The sequence below is a fragment of the Aquimarina mytili genome, from assembly GCF_016735115.1.
Taxonomy (GTDB): Bacteria; Bacteroidota; Bacteroidia; order Flavobacteriales; family Flavobacteriaceae; genus Aquimarina; species Aquimarina mytili.
Genome location: NZ_JAERQJ010000003.1, coordinates 600,250 through 619,743 on the forward strand (window position 1 = coordinate 600,250; position 19,494 = coordinate 619,743).

Genomic DNA, 19,494 nt, shown 5'->3' on the forward strand with positions numbered 1-19,494 from the left:
TTAGTTTACTAACTTTTTTATCTGATTAAGGGGTTTTGTATTTGCTAATGATTTTACATCTTCTATCTTCCATTGTTTAGTCATTTCTTTGAGAGATAGTCCTTTTTCACTTAACACTTTGAAACAAGATTGTAACTCATCAATCTCTTCTTTTTTGATCTCTTCTTTTTGATCAAGTACTAATTTATCCAATACATGCCATGTCGCATTTTTTAATAAACCTAAGAAGCCCTCTATGTTATTATCTTTTTGCAGGCTATATCTTTTAAAGAAGTTTACTAATTGTACATAGCCAGCTACCGTAGGTGTATTTTGTAAAAAGAATACAGTTCTTTCGTAGCTTTTTGTTTTCATCATATCATCATCTGCCAACGTTTTTATATTAGAAAGATATTTTGGTTTTCGTTGTCGTACTAACGTCAATAGGTCATGATCAGGTTCTTTTTTGCTTATTTCTTTTTTTGTTGTTTTCTTAGTTTTGGAGGTCGAGGTTTTAGTTTTTGAAACGGTTTTCTTTTTGATTTCTTTAGATGCACTACTTGGCTTTTCCTTTACAATTTTAGAAGGTTTTATGTCTGCAGTTAAGCTGTAAATTGTTGTATCATCTCCCGGTATAGGTACTGGATTATTATCCGAATAATTACAACAAGACCAAAAAATAGTTCCTTTAGTTTCATTTGGCAAACAACACTCGTCATCGTTTATCCATTCATCATCTTTACAATCACAATCTCCCTGTTCTCCGGGTATCGTAGGACATGCTGGTTCTGATTTCAGAGTTTTTATACAATCTACTATAGAACAAATAGGAGGTCCTTTTTCGGGCTCACATATACTTGATGTTAGGTCTTTATTGATTTTTTCAGGATCATATTTATAGGTTTCAAAAATTTGAACCCACTCTAACCATCTTTTGTATTCATCTTCGAATTTGCACATATCTTTAGGGCTTAACCATAGAATGTTTAAACCTACGAGAGCTGGCACTTCTCGATACAATAGTTTTTCAAAAATTTGTCGAGACTCTTCAGTTCTAAAACATTTTATCCATGATGGTAAAGCAACTGTGGCCCAAAAAGAATATGGGTCTGTACCAGGCAAATAATGAATCATATTCGCCCCGGGATTATCTACACAAGGGTCATCTTTATCTAAATCGGGTTGCCATTCTATTGGACAACGATAATCAGGACAGATTGGTAAAAGACAGTTATCGCCTCTTTGGTTTTCATACTCATCCTCGATAATTATAGATGTATTACACTCTTCATGGTTTTTTGGTCTTAGTAGTATATGCTCTAAGAGGTGCATTCCTCCATCATCGATACATTCTTTGGTCATCTTAATCGCATCCTCTACTTCTTGTAGGCAATTGTATTGCTGGGGATGGTATGCGAGTTCTCTGCTTGTATCGATTATTTGAAAAGAATACGGACCGTATTTTGTTTTTGAAACTGGCTCGAAACTATAGGTCTTATTGGTAATTAATTCGCAAAATCGAATAAACTCTAATAAAGCTTCGGTGCAACATGAATAGCAATTACTACTTATAAAAGGATATTCTTCGTCGCAAGCTTTTTCGGGATCACTAATTTCTTCATCACAGCCACAAGGTTGCAATTCGGTGTTAGAAATTACATCATCGTCTGGAGTCCAGTAAAGTCTATAACAATATCCTTTATCTGTTTTATACACCGGAAAATAACGAATTAGGTAATATATATTACTTAAATCAACATCTAGATTGTCTACTATTTTAGGATCGTCTATATCTGCAGTTATTTTCTCTAAAAAGCATTTTAAGAACGCTTCATTTTGATCTACAAAAGGATCATCTTTAGAACAAGCCTTTATACAATCCCTAGCAACTTCAACATATTCGCATATTTGATTAATTCTATCCGGGTTTTCATTGATAAACCTAATGATTACATCTAAGGCTCTAGCTTTTGTGCTGTTTCTTTCTGTCGGTTCAACTTGATCTTGAACAATATATTTGCTCCAATCCAGCTTTTCCAAGATTTCTTCCCAAATGATAATTTGAGCGTCTCTTTCAGCTTCAGAGTTATACCAACAGTTATGTTCTGAAACAAAATAGCTTGGAGACACTATTTTAAATTTCCAGTACTGCTGATCACATACCGGAATATAATTTTTATCATCTTCGGCAGCATAAATAAATTCTCGTACCCCACCTGGAATACAATCCTTACAGGAATCTTCTTTGGTTGGAAAATTACTATCCCATGCATCTGTATAGGATTCAAAATCACATGAACTTTCGGCTAAAACTTCAACTATACCAACATAAAACTTACTTTTTTCGCATAGAATTCTACAATTATTTGGGGTGTGCGCCAAGATGTAAAAATACCGATACTTTTCAATGGCTTCTTCAATAGTGTCAAAACAATCCACACTATCCCATAATAGGCTTCCCAAGTATTCATTTTTATCTGTATTTGTACATCCTGTATCTCCTATCAATTCTTTATCAGGAACAACAACTCTATATTTATATTTATCCTTGCATTTTATAATTTCCTGATCTTGTTTTTCATCTAATTCATCTTCATCAATCTCGACTTTATAAATTGGAAATAGATCTGCCAATTCAGTATAATACTGGATCAATGCCTCCTTGTCACCCCCAATTTCATCACTTTTCTTTTTCGGGATTACTGCAATGAAGGAAATCTCATTACAGTCCTTGGATTCGAGATCTTGATATTCTTCTTTTATATTTATTCTCCCTTCCTCGGTATACTCTTCTTTGTCTTTTGCTAGTTTTATTACTTCTAACCATTCTTTTTGCCAAGCAGCTTCAGCTTCTGCACTCGTTTGATAACCAACATAGCTTATTAAAACAAATTCTTTACCATTATTATCCTTAAAACACACTTGATAATGATATATTTTTTTATCATCTCTTGGGCAAACAACAATTTGTTTTGGAGGGCAAACCCTTAGGTCAACAGGAGGTGTTTTATCGCAAATAATTCTTTTGATACTTTCTGAATCGTCTTTCTGATCACATAAATAAAGGTTCTTAGCTATTGGAGCGTTCTTTTTATAAAACCTCCACTCGTAAGACACCCTATCATCTTCTGTCATCTCTGAATCCACAAAGTCATCATTAGGAGTCGTACTATTTGTATATACTCTGTTTATATACTCTGTTAGTTCTTTTGCTTCTTCTAATGATCCTTTATGCTCTTCTGCTTCTGATGTTTTAATCTCCTTGTCATTATATTGAATGGCTACCAAAGTACTTTTATCATATAAGGAGAATTCAGATGTATTTTTATTTTTTCTGGTTGTCTTAAGTGATAATTTGGGTAATTTTTTTACAAATTCTTCATACGCATCTGAAGCTTCATCTTTATTTTTATAGGCATCATTGCTAATAAAGATTGGGTTTAGCTCATGAAGCGCATTTGTAGTTCCATATACATATTTATATTCTGCCGGCGTACTTGTAATCTCAAACCGGTATAAATGATCCCTGCATAAATCAGCACAACTTTGTAATGCTTCTGTAGTAATCACCTTATCAAAATTAGACTGTGCTCTAGCTTTGGATGAGAACTCGGATTCTGATTTTAGTACTACATTTTCATTTTCTGAAAGTAACCAAACATATTTGCGCGGTTCTTCTTTAACTAAAATAGGTTGCTCGTTATCTTTAAAAAAACGAAGTATTGTGGTTAATGATTTATTGCGCTGTGTAGCAGTTTCAAAATCATCTGGCGGTACAGTTAGAAACGAATCTGATGTATCTCTAAGTAAAAAATTATACTCAGGGTTTCCTTCGTCTCCCGATAGCAGGTAATTTTTTTTGTTTGCGCCTAACTCAAAAACTTTGCGTATTTCTTGTAATGCCTCTTTTTTAGAATCATAAACACAATAGCTTACAAGGGGTGTTACATTATCGTTTATAGGAATTTTGAACCCAATTTTAGCCTTTTCTTCTCTATAATTAGGTTTGGTTCTTCTATTACCGAAAGCTTTTATGCATCCATCAATACTTTCTTCTTTAAGATTTTCATATGGTTCTGATACTGCGACAATTTTTTTCTTTTCATTTTGCAATAGTATTCTATATGTATTTTCTCCTTTTTCTATCACATAATTTTTTGAAGAATTTCCTAATACTTTTGCATTTCGCCAAGCGGCAATTACTTTATCTCTATCAGGATAACAACCTAGCCCGTGAAAAGAAATTTTCTCATCTGCAATATTTAGAGACCATTTATGTCCTTTTTTATGTTCTGTTAAGTAATGATCCAGCTCAGTACGCTTCATCATATGCTCCCATGCTTCTTCTTCATTTTCAAAACCATGGTCGCTAGATATTTTTTCTTTAGAAACTGCATCTTTGACATGCCATTTCCAGCTAATAATTGGATCTATATTGGGTTGTAGTTTATCAACATCTAAATAACAATCTTCTTGATCGACAGGAAGTAAACGATATTTTTCATTTTCTTTAGATGCATCGAGAGAAGTTTGCTTATTTATATCCTTAATAAATTCTTCTCTTTTTTTGACTGCAGTTGCTTCAGAGGTTATTCTAGTATTCTTGCTACCAACAACTTCTACATCATTATGATTTATTAATTTTTGACGGTAGTGATATTTTGTAATTATAATATTCTCATCTGTTGGTTTTTCACAAAACATTCTTGCCACTATATCAGAATCAAAACCATTGAGCTTTCTTTCAAGAGTTTTATACGAATTCCCATCTCGAAGTTTCAATAAAATATCTTTTGCGGCTAACTTTAACTCTTTTGGCGTCTCATAACTAGTATTGCCTCTAAAAAGAAGGTTCCCTTTAGGGTCTCTAAGTATTAGTCTATAACACTCTGTTACTTCAAAATTGCAGAGATTTCTTCGGTGATAATTATCTAATCCGGTAAGTCGAGAAATCCTTTTTTCAAATCCAGAAACGTTATCAGTATTCCATGAAGGTTCTAAATAATTAAATGCTTTACCTCGATTTCTACTTAGTTCTGCAAATTCATTGATGTACAAAGAATGATCATTAATCATTTCCTGATCTAGCTCTGGCTGACTTAATGTACCTTTATATTGAAGTAGGGTATAATCTGTAAACTCTTCTCCAAATCGAGCAAGCAAATGATCCAAAAACTGTTTACGTCTTGAGATATACTCTTCTTTATTTTCGGTTAGTTCCTGGATTAGGTTTATATATGATATTGGATGTGTGGTAATCCCAAAATGATGTTGATCAGGAGAAGTATCTTTTGATTTATTAGTAACCAAACTATAGCTATCACTTGTTGCAGCGAAAAAAGTAACATTTTTTGCAGCACTTTTAGCTTCACTAATGGTTTTGTATCTTTTTGTTCCAACTATTACTATTCCATCTGGTAATCCTGGGTATAGTATAAAGAAACAACCAAAGCGATCTTCTAGCACTTGTATGGTGTAATTTTTAGTAAAAAAGGAATCAATTAACTGATTTATATGTATAGATCTTATATTTACTGAAGGAAACGTATACATGTTAATTAATCCTGTAGTACCTTCACAATAATTACCAATAGAAAATTCTGTTCTGGGATTTTCTTCAAGTTTTTTTAACGCCGCTTTCCACTCTTCATCAATTGCTACAGGGTAAGCTAATATTGTGCCTTGTGTTTGCGTTGTGCCATTATCATAAAATCGTAGTAAATGCTCTAATTCGGGTATTGTTTCCGGAATTTGAGTAAAATATGTTTTTCTTTCTTTTGGATCCCTTTCATTTTCAGATTTCAGTGAAAATAATGAACGAATATTGGCTAATTGAGCGGTGTAATTTGCTAATATTTGGTCATAAAACATTAAGTACCCTTTGAGTTGTAGTGCCTGTGTTTTTCGCAACAATGAAGCACTATCTGGCAAACCATCTTCGCCGATGCCATATACTACAGGAAAATCGTTTTGTACAGAATAATAATCTTCCAAATCTTCATGATATACTCCAGGCGGAATTTCATTATCTAAGCTAGATAGCGGTAGTCTGAATTTTTTTTCGAAAGAAAGTGATTTCAGAATCTTGAGTTTATCAATTTTAAGTAATGCTTGTTCGTTATATATATCAACACAAGTATTGTCAATTGAAAACACGGGAACTTGATTATCCTCAATGGTGTGGATCCATTCTAAAGATTTAATATTCCCTTTTTGTATATGTATTTTTTTTATTTTTCGAATGCCTTCAATACTCAGAATGACGTTATACATATCTGAAAGATGAATTTCTGTTCGTTTTTTTAATAGTTCAAACTCATCGGTATCTACAAATCCGAAACTTTCTTTGCTGTAAGGTCTGCCGGCAAAAATCTCATCAATAGTTTTTCCTTTATCCAGAAGTTCATTAAGAGTATAATACCTGATTTCGGGTTGAATGAAGTGTTTTAGTGCTTTAATAATTTTAGAATAAATCACTTTAGGGTCATATCCCAAACGTATTTCAACATCCACACAAACTCCAAAATTTACAGGCTCCAAAATTTTTATGCTGATAAAATCTTCACATAAATTTCTGTGTTTAGAAAGTAATTGAATTACATCTTGCTTGATTTTATCATTATCGGCATCTTTTTCTTTTTCAATATACACTTCATACAATCCATTTAAGCAAAGCTCTCCAAGCGTACAATTGTCTTGCGTACTACTTGTCTCTTCATTATTTGGATCTATACAATTTAGAGTATCCAAATTTGGATTCACAACCAAACCCACCTCCTGATTTATTGGTTCTAACCAAGCATTTCTAACGCCTTCAATTTCTAGAAGTAATTTTCTATAATCGGTTATAGTGACTGGATTTATCGTTAGTATTTCCAGAGGAGTTAGAAAGTTATCATCTTTATCTTGATTGTCTTTTTTGGCAATTAAATCTTCAAAAGGAAGATTTGTTTTGTACCCCAAATCTAAGAGTGCATATACCAAAACTTCAAGAATTGTAATTCCTGGATCATGCACATTATGGTCGGTCCATATTTTTCCTGAAAGGTTTCCGATATGCTCTAATCCCTCTCTTCTAAGCTTCTCAAAATCCAGATATTCTGGCAAATTTGGATCATTTTGCTTGATAACAGATATGGTATTTTCTGATACTCCTTCCATTCTTACATTGATTGATATAATTGATTAATCTCAGGCCTCTGAATAGTTCCATTCTTCGGGCACTCTTCTTTATCATCCTTAACACAAATTTCTCCAGCTGTTAGCACCGATCTTGCCGTTAGTGGTTTAATAATAGATCCCGTTTGATCGCATTCCCCTTTTAGGTTGAGGCTAACAATAAAATCTACATATTCTAATTGCTCAACAAATCCAACGATGTCAGAAAAGAGTACTACTTGACCAAAGGCCAATTTTTCTGAATCCCCGAGCGACCAAGGGGCTAAAAACAGACTGATATCTTCCTTTAATTTTTTCTTATAAAAATCAGGGGATTTACCGCGGTTTAATCGAATAGTAATAGATACATCAACATATTCAAATCTTGGATTCATTACTTTAAGACGAGCAAACGGCGAAGTGCGCTTTCTAATATGATCTCCTATTTTTTCTAATAGACTTACAGGGACTTTTGGTTCTTGCAGATTTCCAGATTTGAGTTTTGTTAAATCAGGAATTACCGTAACGACTACATAACCTGGTGCTATTTCTAGATCACGCTTATAATCAATTGCCGAAAGACCCATGGTATGCGTTATACATTTTGCCTTGTAGATTTCGTGGAATCCTTCTAAAACAATTTTTTCGTAATCAGCAAGCATCAATGCTCTCCCTTTGTGCTTTAAATGCTCACTAACTCGTGTATAAAAATGGCCATTAGCTTCTGGAGTTCTACCTCCAAATGAAGGGTATAGCTGTTCTACTTTTTTAACATTAAAATCTGCTTCAACCAATTTGGCAATACTACCCTCCTCTAAAGCTTCTTCTAACCTGTTTTTGTCGTTTAACTCGGTAATTCTAGCAGAACTTCTTGCTGCCTGAGTATGAATACCTATGGTTTCTGCAACTGCTTTTACATCTTTGGGTGCCGTAGCTTTAATCCAATACAACGGATCAGGCATTACAGTATTTCCTTCATTACTGATATCTTCTGGTACAATGATCGTAGTAATACCTGATACTGTAAATCCATCTGTGGTGTCAGAAATTACTTTAAAATCAAATTCAAGTGGTTTCCATTCATTATTACTTAGATAATACCAATTAATTGTGGCTCTATCCAATTCTGAATCGGCCGTTGCTTCTGCCAATTGAAAAAGCATGGATAAACTACCCCCTATTGTTATTTTTTCTATTCCAATAAACAAGGTTCCTTCATCATCAAAATACGGAAAAAGTGTAGGTTCATTTACGATATTCTCTTGCTTAGATGTATCCTCAAATGGATACAGGTGAACAATATCCATATCTTCTATTTCAGCTTTAGCCTTATAGTCTACAAATATGGATTTGATCTGTGGTGTATATGGTTCGTTAGGTAGTTTGGCCTCTTCTTGTACATCTAAGAGCTGCGTTACTCTTTCAATTCTTCTTTTTATATCAACTAAGATAATTAGTAGACCATAATTAGGTAGTAGCGGATTATCATTAATAACGCTATCGGGAATACTATTTGGAAAAAATGGAAGTCCAGGGTTATCCTCTATAAAACCTTTAATAAGATTGAGGCGAGTCCTAATAAGATCTACTTGATCTATTATAGATGATGCATTAAGAAGAGGATCTAATTCAACAAGCATCAAATTAATATTACCCAAAGCAGTTAGAACTTTTCCTGGAGAAGCAGCATCATTATAATCATTATTAACATCGTTTAAATCTTGTTGTATACTATTAGCGAGATTTAATAGATTTGGTATTTCGGTATTATCTAAGGCAATTATACTACTGTTTACCAAATCAACATTTCCCAATATGGTTCCTAATAGTACTAGTGCTTGATCACCTAGCAGCCCTAATAATCTTAGATCATCACGAACACGTGCTGCAGCTTCTGGACTTATAATATTAGCTAGTGCCATTACTTGTTTTGCTAATACAAAAGCGTATTGATCATGTTGAAAATCTTCTCCTTTGAGTCGCATTCTAAAAAACGCTTTTCTAGAATTTACAGTAAGAGGGGATAAAGGATCAATCGGCATTGATTTTTCTTGATAGGTATTTAATGGAAAATCTGACCGATCCCATGTATATCCGTTAAAATTAAACAATGGATCAATAGGAGGGCATGATAAAAAGCTCTCTTTTGTTGTAAAAATATTCTTTAAAACATTGTCTTTCTTCCAAAGAGCATCATCCAAAACGCTGGCTTCCATTTTAAAGACATCATCACTATCAATATTAACGCCGTCTTCTAGATTATATGCTTCATAATAATCTGCAAAATCCTGAGGTCTGTCTTTCCACTCCACTCCAACTCTAAAAGACTCCCAATCTTTGCAGAATACTTCTTTTGATCCTATAAAAAATGACGCATCAACCTTAGGTCTTGGCCCAAAAGGAAACATGGGTTTGCTTACATCCTGAAGATTTTCATCGTTCTGGACTATTATATTTTTAACTCCACATACCTCAATGTCAATTTTGGCATCTGTAAGTACTAATCCTTTTAAAAAGTTATACGGTGATATTTCTTTTTCTTCTTGCGGATTTTCATCCTTTTTTAAACAACATCCAATACGATCATTTTCATCAAGTATAACAGGACCTCCTACAATTTCATCACATGTAAAAACGTTGAACTTCTTTTTTACTTTAGAGTTAAGCTCTATTTTTACTAATGGAAAAGGTATGTCGAGTTTGATTTTTTCTTTTAGTTTTTCTTCATTAAAGAAAACAACTTTTGGATCATCATCATCTAGCGTTATTCTAAACATAAATTGTATGTCTCCTTCAGTATTTAATTCGGTAAATGCCGGAAGGTTTATCTGTACGCTTTCAATATTATCCTGTTTTGGGATGACCCATTCTTCTTCACCGCTAAAAGAAATAACAAAAAGCTGACTAACATCAGGAGAAGTTTCTTCAACAAATACCTCGCAATTACATAAGTAAGACTTCTGGTTATCATCTAAAAAGGGTTCACAACTAATCGGATCTTTTTGTGTTAAAAAATCTTTTAAACTACCTTCTATATAGTATTTGTCTTTATCACCCAGTATATCTAATAAATATTTTCTTGTTTCGTCAGATATCTCAGGGCATTGATTTACAGCTTCTTTACTAAATGAAAACACTTTTTGTAATGCAATTTGATCTAAATTGCTTTTTATTTGTGCTGCCGTAAATCCATTGTTGGCTAAATTACAGTTAAGTCGTATTTCTACAATTCGTTTACCTTCTTCTAATAATAAGACTGGAGATGACAATATAAATCCAAGCCGAGCTCTTGGGTATTCTTCAACTTCTTCATTTCCTTCTTTAATATACTTGCTATACTTAGATCCTAATGTTGGCCAATTGGTAGGTTGATCCTCTTTAAACTCCTTGTCAACACCATCGGCTGCATTGGCTTTTGGTGCAATGTATACTCCTTCGATTCGTCTTACACCATTTAGTTTTGTTGGATAAAGAGAAAGTGTTTTTAAATCTTTTACTTGTGCTTTATCTATAATAATTTCATGATCTAGACCAAACTGTATATCTTGGTTATTGCCATCTTTTCCATCTTTTAATAGTAAATCTTTGCTTAATGCATATTGTTTTTTATGATTTGCAAGTTCAAAAACAATATGAGCCTTATCAGGGATAGCATCTTTTGGGACAAGTTTTAGTACTTGTTCATAAAAGAAATCCAAGTGCTTTTTATTAAGCTCATTTATATTGCCTTGAAAATGTTTGAACACCTCTAAAAAAGTAAATAACAGTGCTATATGCGGCTGATGTTTTTTTTGCAGCGATTCTTTTAAAGGCATTAAGCTTTCAGCTATGTAATCGGGTACAACACTAACGATCTCCTGTAACCCGCTTAATACTTGCCGGAATATGGTATTTAGTACTTCTCCAGCTTTTAAAAAAGCTTCTTTTTTTCCTTTTTGCACTTGTTTAAGACATAAGTCTAATGCATATATCTCTTCAACTTTTAGTTGCCAAGGAGAGTTTATAAAACCACTAAAATTCTTTTTGGTGATACATAAAAAATTAACGCTAGAATTATATAAACAAATGAATGATTTTAGTGCGTCTGAAAATGAAGTTTTAATAATTGCCAATAACGAATCTGTAAAACTATTCTGTTCGCTTTCTACTGTATTAAATAATTGTGTAGTAGGTGATATAATTTTATTTTCGATAAAATTAAAAAGTGATTCGAGGGATTGCTTTGATGGATTAGCCTTAAGCTCTTCATATAAAAATAAAAATTGAGCCTCTAATTCGTCGATAGATGTTTTGCTCAAAATTGCTAATTTAAAAGGCAAGCTATCGTTAAAAAATACCGACCAGTTATCTAATTCTTGAGACTCCCCATTAATTTCGGTTTTTACATATTGATAGAAATTAACGTGTTTAGCATATTCGCTAATTAAAAATAATCTATCAGCCATTGTTTTACCATCAATTAATGCAGAGTCTGTTCCCAAAGCTTGCAAAACTCTGTTTCGTTGACTTGTCCCTGTTCTATTTTTTAAGGGATGTGCTATGTTTGATGGGTTTTTCATTTGTTTATACCTTTATTTATATCCCTTGATTGGCTTCTCTTAGATAGAAATCGTACACATAATTATTACGAGTATTTGATCCTTCAATTTCATAGTGAACAATAATTTTTAAAAGTCCCTCGATCAAGTCGAAAGAATCTTCTTCAGTAACATCTACTCTTTCTAACTTGATTCTGGGTTCAAAAAAAAGTATGGCTCTTTCTACTAAATCCTTTATAAAACCAATTAATGCGCTATCTGTACTTTCAAATTGATAATCCTTTAAATTACACCCATATTCAGGCTGCATTACACGTTCTCCTAAACTTGTTGAAAGTAAAATTTCAAGGCTTTGTTCGATATCTTTTTCTGCACTAACCATCGTTATGGTTTTGCTATCCATATCGAATGTTGGCGGAAATGACCACCCTGTTCCTAAATATGCTTTGCTTGTATTCATTCTTTTTATTTTATCCTCCTATCATTACCGTTGGGTACCCTTGAACAATTGTTCCTCCATGTGTGGTCATATCTCCCATTCTTGCTGCCGGGCTACCCCCTATAAAAACAGTTCCTGATCCACGATTTATAGTATCTGGAGGTCCAACACATACGCACATATCACCAACTACGGCTGCTGGCATACCGCCAATCAAAACTGTAGATTTAGGTGGTCCTATTATCGGGCCTCCTACGTGCGGTACAGTTCCATTAACTAATGGACATGTATGCATATCTGTTATTCTTGCTGCTGCTGGCATAGTTTTGTTCTTTTTAATTAATATTTACTATTGACCCTTTAATTGTAGTTGGCCCATCTGCAGAAACATTTGTTGTTGCTCCTTTGACCTCCATACTTGCATTTGCTTTTACTGATATTTGTGTTGCCTCTAATGTCATATTCATTCCTGCTTTTATATCTAAATTTCCGGTAGCTTCTATTTTAATATCTCCCGGACTGTTTACTGAGATCCCATCTGGATCCATAACTGCTGTATTCCCATTTTGATCTTCTACAGTAATTGATGTAGAATCCTCATCTAAAACAATTTTATTTCCTGCAGGGGTATCTACCGTAATAGTTTTGGTTTCATCATGAAAATGTAGTCTCATCCCCGACCGTGTTACAAACCCTTTTTCATGGTTGTCATCCTGGGCTGTTATAGGTGCAGGTTTAGCGCTGCTATTTAACATGCCCAATACTATGGCTTCGCGAGGGTCATCATTTAAAAATCCTACTATAACTTCATCTTCAATTTCGGGTAAGAAAAATGATCCTCTACCTCCATTTACACTTCCCGAACCTGCATCTAAAGTGGCTACTCTTGCCCATACTCCTCTGGCTGCATTATCAATAATGGGTAATCTTACTAATATTCTATTTTCTCCATCAGGGTCATCCTGTAATTGCACTACTTTTCCTATTTGTAATCCATTAATAGCTGGTACTAGTCCAGCTGCTGGTACATCGGCGATATTTTTGTGGATATGTGAAAAACAATCTGGTTTTAATCCAAATTGGGCCTGCGTATACCAGGAGCCATTATACACATCATGTCTAATTGCCGAGACAAACGCATTACCCGTAAATCTTTGTCCGACCCCCTGTAGTTCTATCAATTGACCTGGTTTAACATCTCCAAAACCGATAAATTTGGCTCGACCTTGTATTTTTGATAACCTGCTATTTTGCATTATAGATTTTGTCCATTCTTGCAACTCCTCTTCTATAGCCTGCCCTGTATGTCTAAGTTCATATTTTTCAGGACTTATTAATCCTGCCAAATTTTGTCCACTTACATTACCAGGTTCATTTATAGATACACTTTCTGTTACGTGCTCAAACATATCTTGCCCGCTATAGTTCCATGATTTTGCTTCGACTGAATTCCACTGGTTTCTGGAGTCCATTTCGGCTTCAAAATCAATCAGTGTAGAGCCAAACAATACGGAAATAGCAGGGCTTGAATTGGTAACCGGAGCTTTAATATTTATTTTACCATCATCCACAGTGACCAATTTACCATTAGCCTCGGCTCTCATTAATAAAAAATCCCAATCGGTGCAATGATGCTGTACCATTTCTAGATGACTAACATTTGTAGCTTCTACATCATGGTTAAGGGAGGAATATCTGCCAATTACTTCCTCCATAATTTCACTATCTTTTATTTCTTCATAATAATAATTATGTCGGCCAATGGTCATTTTTACAGTTTCATCTCTGCAATCAAGTATAAGTTCTGTCTTGCCATTTTCTTTTACTTTTATACCATGTTTTACTATAATTCCTTTAAATAATTGTTTGTTTTCTCCATCGCGTCCAGCTTTTATCGTTATTGATTTGCCGGGTAGAAATTCTTCTTCCTCACTTATTCTGAACGTCTCTTCTGATGAATCTCCATCTTGCAAAACTATTTTACCAGTTGGAATTTTATTTATTTCTTTTACTATTGAAATCGAGAGTACCTGATAGCCTGGATCAACTAGTTTTCCGTCGATCAAAATATCAAATGTTGATACATTGTGTGATGCTTTTACTGGTATTTCTCTATCTTTCATGCTATTGATTGGTTTATATTTTGGTTAGTTTATTCTGTTGTCTTTTCCAGAGGTGGAAAAACTAACTCTCTACCTGGTTTGATTTGCCTAAATGTTGTTAATCCATTTGCCCTGGCAACTTGCATTACATACTTAGGATCATTATAAATTTCATCTGTCATCCAATCCAATCTATCTCCTGCTTTTACTAATCGTACATGGGTTAAATCTGGTGATCTTTTACGCTCACGTGCTACCCGTTCTTTTTGAGCAATATAATTGAGAAAAGTGGCGCTTACTTTAATTCTTAATGGATCACCATTAGGTTTGAACAGCGTATAATTAAGATCTAGATTTGAAAGAATACATGGAAACTTAAACCCATCACCCCAATGAACTTTTAAAAAATGTGGTCTATGAATTTCGCCATTCATATTATAGACCGTATTCATAAAAATTTTTAATTGGTCTTTTACAGGTAATGAATTTTCATTAGATAAACTCGCAACATCTGGTTTAAATTTTAAAGTAGAGTTATACCCTTGAATGGTATTGGTACCATCCAGTATAAAGTCTAATTTTAATTCTTCTGGAGCCGTTCCTTCATAGCTTGCGTTGGTCCCTTGGTTTCCTTGCCCTTGTTGAACATTAAGTTTTACTTTAAAGTTCTGGGTAAAACTTTCGGGATTTACTGGCAACGAAATCCGGTTCGGCTTGGATTTGGCTTTTTTAGTAAACTCCTCATTTTCATAAGCCTCTATTGAAACTTTTATTAATTTCCCGCTTTCGTCCATTATCGCTCATTTTTCTCTTTAATTATTTCAAGTACTTTTGCCACAATCTCATTGATTGTAGACTCTCCTAAGCCACTTTCTGACGAACTATTAGAACTATTATTAACAGTAGAGGTACTTTCGCCTCCTACTGAAGCTTTTATTACCAATTCTCTAATTTCTAAAGGCATTTTTATAGTTTTTAAGGAGCAGTTACCGCATAATAATTGTAGTTTAACTCAAGTGTTTCAATAAGGACTTCTCCTCGTTCAGCATTGAATTCTCCTACTTTCCAACTTACTGGCCATACATGTGATAATTGCCATCGCATTAAAGGTTTATGATCTTCGTTTAACAATTCTACATCAACGTTGGTTAGAGGTCTGATGATCATATTCTGAAAAGCCTGTTGACACCATTTAATCAAACCAGAGTCGTCTGGTTTAAGTATTCCTCTTTTTAGAGTTAAGGGGGTGTATTTGCTTCGCCCCGGGATTTGATGTTCAAACCTGTTCTCGCCACCTTCTTTCATGGCCTCTTTTTCGATTTGAACATCTAAGCCAGATACAGACTGAAAACTAACATCTGTCCCATTTGATTCAGGAAGACCTGTAAAAAGAACTCTAAAATGAAACCCTACTATTTGATATGTATTTACCATAAATTATAGTACTATCCTTTTGCTTCAACAATAGTTAAACCTTCATGAACCAGCTCCATGGTTTCTATAGCAACCTCATTAGCATCTGCTTTTAGGTCTGTCGATTGTACTTTACTAGGCCAGGCATTTTCTAACTGCCAAGTAATTATAGCTTTATGATTTTCATCTAATAAGCTGATTGAAACATCTCTTCTAAATTTAGATCTTGTTTTGTTACCTTCCTGGAAGTAATATGTTTTTTGCCATTCTTTGTAGAAGTCAAAATCTCCCTGAAATGTTCCTCTTTTTAAAGTAATATTACTAAACTTAGTAAGTCCTGGTTGTTTAGTTTTATTATATTTTAGGCTGTCTCCTTCTCTATATTCTATGACTTCAGTTTCAAAATCAAGTCCGCTAACTTCTGTAAATCCAATACGAAATTTATCGCCCCATTCTACTTTAAAATGAAACTTTGGTAATGGATAATCTAATTTTTTTTCTGCCATGATTTTATTCTTAAATTATATTTGGATTTATTTTCCTTCAGCTGCTTTGGCTGCTTTTATTGCTTCAGTAAGACTATTTTTACGAGATAGCGCCTCATCGCTTTCTTTTTTCTTATCGGTCCATTCTTTCTTAAACTGCTCAGTTTTTATCACTGCAATACCTAATGCTTTCTGAATCTCTTTAAAGTACTCACTATCCCTAATTGGGAATTCTGGTTGAGGTTTTGCCTTTTCATCATCACATGGATACATATTTTTGTCATCATCTTCATCTGGAGAACAATGCATTTTCTCTTTGAGATCCCCTTTAAATTCGTCTAGCATTTTCTTTAATTTATATTCAAGACCATGCTCTTCGCAGATATACGCATATAACAAGTTTGCGCATTTAAGCGAATCTAAAAGCTTGGTTATAATAGCATCTTGAAGTTCGGCAATAGCTTTGATTTTTTCTTCGTACACTTTTATGCACTTAATCATTTCGTCTTTATCTTCGTCTTTAAGATTTTTTAGACATTCTATAGCCGTAATTAGCTCTGAAGTAAGTTCAAAGAGTCCTTTTTTTGATTGTTCATAGGTATACAAACAATCAAACATGGATTTTACCAGGCAAAGAAGTTTTCTCAAAGCCCCATTGGTGCATTTTGAGTTTTTACAAACTTTTAATACTTGCTGATAAAAAAAGTCAAGGTTAACAACAATATCACTTGCTTTTTCGTCTGATTTTTCAATAAGGTCAAACCATTTATCTAATTTATCTTTCCAATTATAAGAATTGGTATATTTTTCTTTTCGTTTATCGGCTTCTGCAGATTTCCTTTTATATGTATTGCATGCATCGATGAAATCATCTTCCCATTTTGTGAGGCAATTTTTATCCCCATTATCTCCATTACCTCCTTCATCCTTGCAACAACGATCATCTATCAAAAATTTTATACTCTCCATAATTCTATTTTTATATCATTTATATCAAATATCTATCAATCCTTATCTACTGTTTGTTGCTTCATATTCTTAGAATCATAATGATCATCATCATCACAGTTATCATTTTCTTCGCAATCACATGAAAGATCTAATAGCCCATCTTTACATTCACCTTCGCAAATAAATTTTCTGGTGGCGTATAAGCCTTTTTCTTTGGTTCCTTCCATGTATAAAGCGCACGTAACCTCGGCAAGCTCTTCAACAACAACATTTAACTCATCTCTAAATGTGGCAACATCTTTTTCGGTGGTTTTGATGTTCTCAGTAATGAAATCCTTAAATGCTTTCATTGAGTCTATAAGGTTTGCCGCAAAACTTTTAAGACCACAAGTGTTTATGAAGGTTTGTATCCCTGCAACATTAACTGTAGAATTAAATGCATTCTGGCCTTTACTTGCGAGTGTAGAAGTTTTTGTTGTTATATCGCTTAACAACTTGTACACTTCTTTTATATCTCTTAATCCCTTGGCGCCTTTTCTTTCTCCTCCGTTTTTAGGTTCGGGAATACAGTTTTTTATACAATTAGCCATTGCACATGCTGCATCATTAGCTTCATTGATCTTTACACGCAGTTCATTAATCAGTTTTGAAGATTCATTGATAAGTTTTTCTAACTCATCGTCTTTCTTGCAGTAATCGTCTACATTCTTTTGAATAATCTCTGTTTTCTTGTAGTTTTTTAAGACGATACAACTCATCAAATCCTGGTATACATCATAAGATTCTTCGGCTTTATCAAGGCAACAGATTTTGTAGCCTCGAGCTATTTCTTTAGAATCTCTTTTGGTCTTATAGGCAGTGTGTGAGCTATCTGCCGTTTTTTCTTCATTTTTAATGACCTTTAGTATGTCACATATATTTTTTTCGGGATTTAGCATAGTACTATCATTCCCATTCATATTTGCCATTTTACTACTGTTTTAAAGTTATTTATCGTTTATTAATACTATTCTGATAGCATTTTATGGCTAAATCTCAGGATGATAAATTCTGCAGGTCTTACTACAGCCATTCCGATCTCTACTATCATTCTACCTTCCCAAATATCTACTTCATCCATGGTCTCATTAAGTCCAACTTTTACATAAAAAGCTTGCTCGGGAGTAGTTCCCATCAAAGCACCTGCTTTCCATTGTTGTACTAAGAAATTATCAATCATAGATTTTACACGTACCCAGGTATTAAGGTCATTAGGTTCAAAAACAAATTGTATTGATGATTTTTTCACAGATTCTTCTACCATATTGAAAAATCTTCTAACCGAAATGTATCGCCATTCATTACTGTTTCCTGCCATAGTTCTCGCTCCCCAAATAATGGCATTTCCTCTACCAACAAAAGAGCGTATTACGTTCACCGATTTACCAGCATTTACATCTACATTTAAACTTTCTTGTTGTTTATCCGTAATTTTCATTACTGGTTTGATTACATAATCCATGTTTACATTGGCTGGTGCTTTCCATACTCCTCTTGAGTTATCTACACTGGCATATTGACCAACTACTCCAGGAGATGGAGGCATTTCCATGGGCAATGTTCTTAACGCATTTTGTGCTTGGAAATACATGGCGTTATTTTTGGTTTTTAGTTCTTCTAGTGTACCTGCTAGCGACCCATCACCTCCTTCATGTACAATGGTAACCCTTGCATCGCCTTCGCCTTCGCCCCCATAATAATAATCTAGTATGGTTTCGACGTTTGGAAAATAAGTCGCTCCATATTTGATTGTATCTTCTTCTGGTGAAGTGTTATTACGCATGGTATCGATATTTGCTAATAAATCCGGTTGTGTGGGATCTAACCAAATATCCATTACTGTGAAGCGATCCTTAAGTTCTTGACACATATCCATGGATTCTCCAAAAAGATTGTAGAAGTCTGAAAAATTATCCAGCCCCTGGGCATCAGGGTATACGTATAAAGTGATTTCATCTACTTTTTCTGTAGCATCTAATCCTGTTTTAAGGTCTGCAAAACTAACAATACCTGTTGTGTAATCTCCAACAGAAACAATCCAACACGGACCACCGCCATTGGCAAAAAACATTTCTAAAGCATAATTCATTATGTAATTTGCTTTATCTCCTATTGATGCTTGCACATCTGCCGGAGCCCCTAGTGTTTCTTTAATAAGTACTGATAGGTTTTCTTCAGGAACGGCTTTTCCGAAAAAGCGTTCATATTCTAACATAGAGCTAATTCTTTTCGGCTCATTCAACAATTCATTACCTCTTTCATCCACGGCTTTCTCTGTGTACCCTATAAAAGCAGGAATTGCAGTTTCTACTTGAGCAATCGACGGCGGAAGTTTCGGAATTTCTTCTATATAAACTCCTGGTGTTTTGTAATTCATAATATCATTTTTA

General features: G+C 34.0%; 12 protein-coding genes. All 12 read right to left on the minus strand.

The window, feature by feature from the left end:
* The 12 genes from JJQ60_RS09965 to JJQ60_RS10020 are packed head-to-tail and all read right to left on the minus strand — an operon-like array spanning position 1 to position 19,481.
* Complete coding sequence (locus JJQ60_RS09965) at positions 1 to 7,140, minus strand: hypothetical protein (protein WP_201919214.1); 7,140 nt, start codon at positions 7,138 to 7,140, stop codon at positions 1 to 3.
* Positions 7,141 to 7,142: 2 nt separating this feature from the next.
* Positions 7,143 to 11,696, minus strand: a complete 4,554-nt coding sequence (locus JJQ60_RS09970) for a baseplate J/gp47 family protein (protein ID WP_201919216.1) — start codon at positions 11,694 to 11,696, stop codon at positions 7,143 to 7,145.
* 16 nt (positions 11,697 to 11,712) lie between these two features.
* Positions 11,713 to 12,135, minus strand: coding sequence for a GPW/gp25 family protein (locus JJQ60_RS09975; protein WP_201919218.1), 423 nt, complete (start codon positions 12,133 to 12,135; stop codon positions 11,713 to 11,715).
* Positions 12,136 to 12,145: 10 nt separating this feature from the next.
* Positions 12,146 to 12,436, minus strand: a complete 291-nt coding sequence (locus JJQ60_RS09980) for a PAAR domain-containing protein (protein ID WP_201919220.1) — start codon at positions 12,434 to 12,436, stop codon at positions 12,146 to 12,148.
* 13 nt (positions 12,437 to 12,449) lie between these two features.
* Complete coding sequence (vgrG, locus tag JJQ60_RS09985; protein WP_201919222.1) at positions 12,450 to 14,237, minus strand: type VI secretion system tip protein VgrG; 1,788 nt, start codon at positions 14,235 to 14,237, stop codon at positions 12,450 to 12,452.
* A gap of 29 nt (positions 14,238 to 14,266) precedes the next feature.
* Positions 14,267 to 15,010 (minus strand): CIS tube protein, encoded by a 744-nt coding sequence (locus tag JJQ60_RS09990; protein WP_201919224.1) that lies wholly within the window; start codon positions 15,008 to 15,010, stop codon positions 14,267 to 14,269.
* Positions 15,010 to 15,180, minus strand: a complete 171-nt coding sequence (locus JJQ60_RS09995) for a DUF5908 family protein (RefSeq protein WP_201919226.1) — start codon at positions 15,178 to 15,180, stop codon at positions 15,010 to 15,012. The genes JJQ60_RS09990 and JJQ60_RS09995 overlap by 1 nt, the downstream gene beginning before the upstream one ends.
* An 11-nt stretch (positions 15,181 to 15,191) precedes the next feature.
* A complete protein-coding gene (locus JJQ60_RS10000; RefSeq protein ID WP_201919228.1) occupies positions 15,192 to 15,650 on the minus strand; it encodes a phage tail protein in 459 nt (152 codons plus the stop codon).
* 11 nt (positions 15,651 to 15,661) lie between these two features.
* Complete coding sequence (locus tag JJQ60_RS10005) at positions 15,662 to 16,135, minus strand: phage tail protein (RefSeq protein WP_201919230.1); 474 nt, start codon at positions 16,133 to 16,135, stop codon at positions 15,662 to 15,664.
* Between the two features lie 27 nt (positions 16,136 to 16,162).
* Positions 16,163 to 17,083 carry a hypothetical protein gene (locus JJQ60_RS10010; RefSeq protein ID WP_201919231.1) on the minus strand — a complete coding sequence of 307 codons (921 nt, stop codon included), beginning with the start codon at positions 17,081 to 17,083 and terminating at the stop codon, positions 16,163 to 16,165.
* 35 nt (positions 17,084 to 17,118) lie between these two features.
* Positions 17,119 to 18,033, minus strand: coding sequence for a hypothetical protein (locus JJQ60_RS10015; RefSeq protein WP_201919233.1), 915 nt, complete (start codon positions 18,031 to 18,033; stop codon positions 17,119 to 17,121).
* Between the two features lie 38 nt (positions 18,034 to 18,071).
* Positions 18,072 to 19,481, minus strand: a complete 1,410-nt coding sequence (locus JJQ60_RS10020; protein ID WP_201919234.1) for a phage tail sheath family protein — start codon at positions 19,479 to 19,481, stop codon at positions 18,072 to 18,074.
* Between the last annotated feature and the right edge of the window lie 13 nt (positions 19,482 to 19,494).

Coding starts and splice junctions, on each gene's coding strand:
- JJQ60_RS09965 (WP_201919214.1), bottom strand. CDS start 7,140: ATGGAAGGAGTATCAGAAAATACCATATCTGTTATCAAGCAAAATGAT.
- JJQ60_RS09970 (WP_201919216.1), bottom strand. CDS start 11,696: ATGAAAAACCCATCAAACATAGCACATCCCTTAAAAAATAGAACAGGG.
- JJQ60_RS09975 (WP_201919218.1), bottom strand. CDS start 12,135: ATGAATACAAGCAAAGCATATTTAGGAACAGGGTGGTCATTTCCGCCA.
- JJQ60_RS09980 (WP_201919220.1), bottom strand. CDS start 12,436: ATGCCAGCAGCAGCAAGAATAACAGATATGCATACATGTCCATTAGTT.
- vgrG (WP_201919222.1), bottom strand. CDS start 14,237: ATGAAAGATAGAGAAATACCAGTAAAAGCATCACACAATGTATCAACA.
- JJQ60_RS09990 (WP_201919224.1), bottom strand. CDS start 15,010: ATGGACGAAAGCGGGAAATTAATAAAAGTTTCAATAGAGGCTTATGAA.
- JJQ60_RS09995 (WP_201919226.1), bottom strand. CDS start 15,180: ATGCCTTTAGAAATTAGAGAATTGGTAATAAAAGCTTCAGTAGGAGGC.
- JJQ60_RS10000 (WP_201919228.1), bottom strand. CDS start 15,650: ATGGTAAATACATATCAAATAGTAGGGTTTCATTTTAGAGTTCTTTTT.
- JJQ60_RS10005 (WP_201919230.1), bottom strand. CDS start 16,135: ATGGCAGAAAAAAAATTAGATTATCCATTACCAAAGTTTCATTTTAAA.
- JJQ60_RS10010 (WP_201919231.1), bottom strand. CDS start 17,083: ATGGAGAGTATAAAATTTTTGATAGATGATCGTTGTTGCAAGGATGAA.
- JJQ60_RS10015 (WP_201919233.1), bottom strand. CDS start 18,033: ATGGCAAATATGAATGGGAATGATAGTACTATGCTAAATCCCGAAAAA.
- JJQ60_RS10020 (WP_201919234.1), bottom strand. CDS start 19,481: ATGAATTACAAAACACCAGGAGTTTATATAGAAGAAATTCCGAAACTT.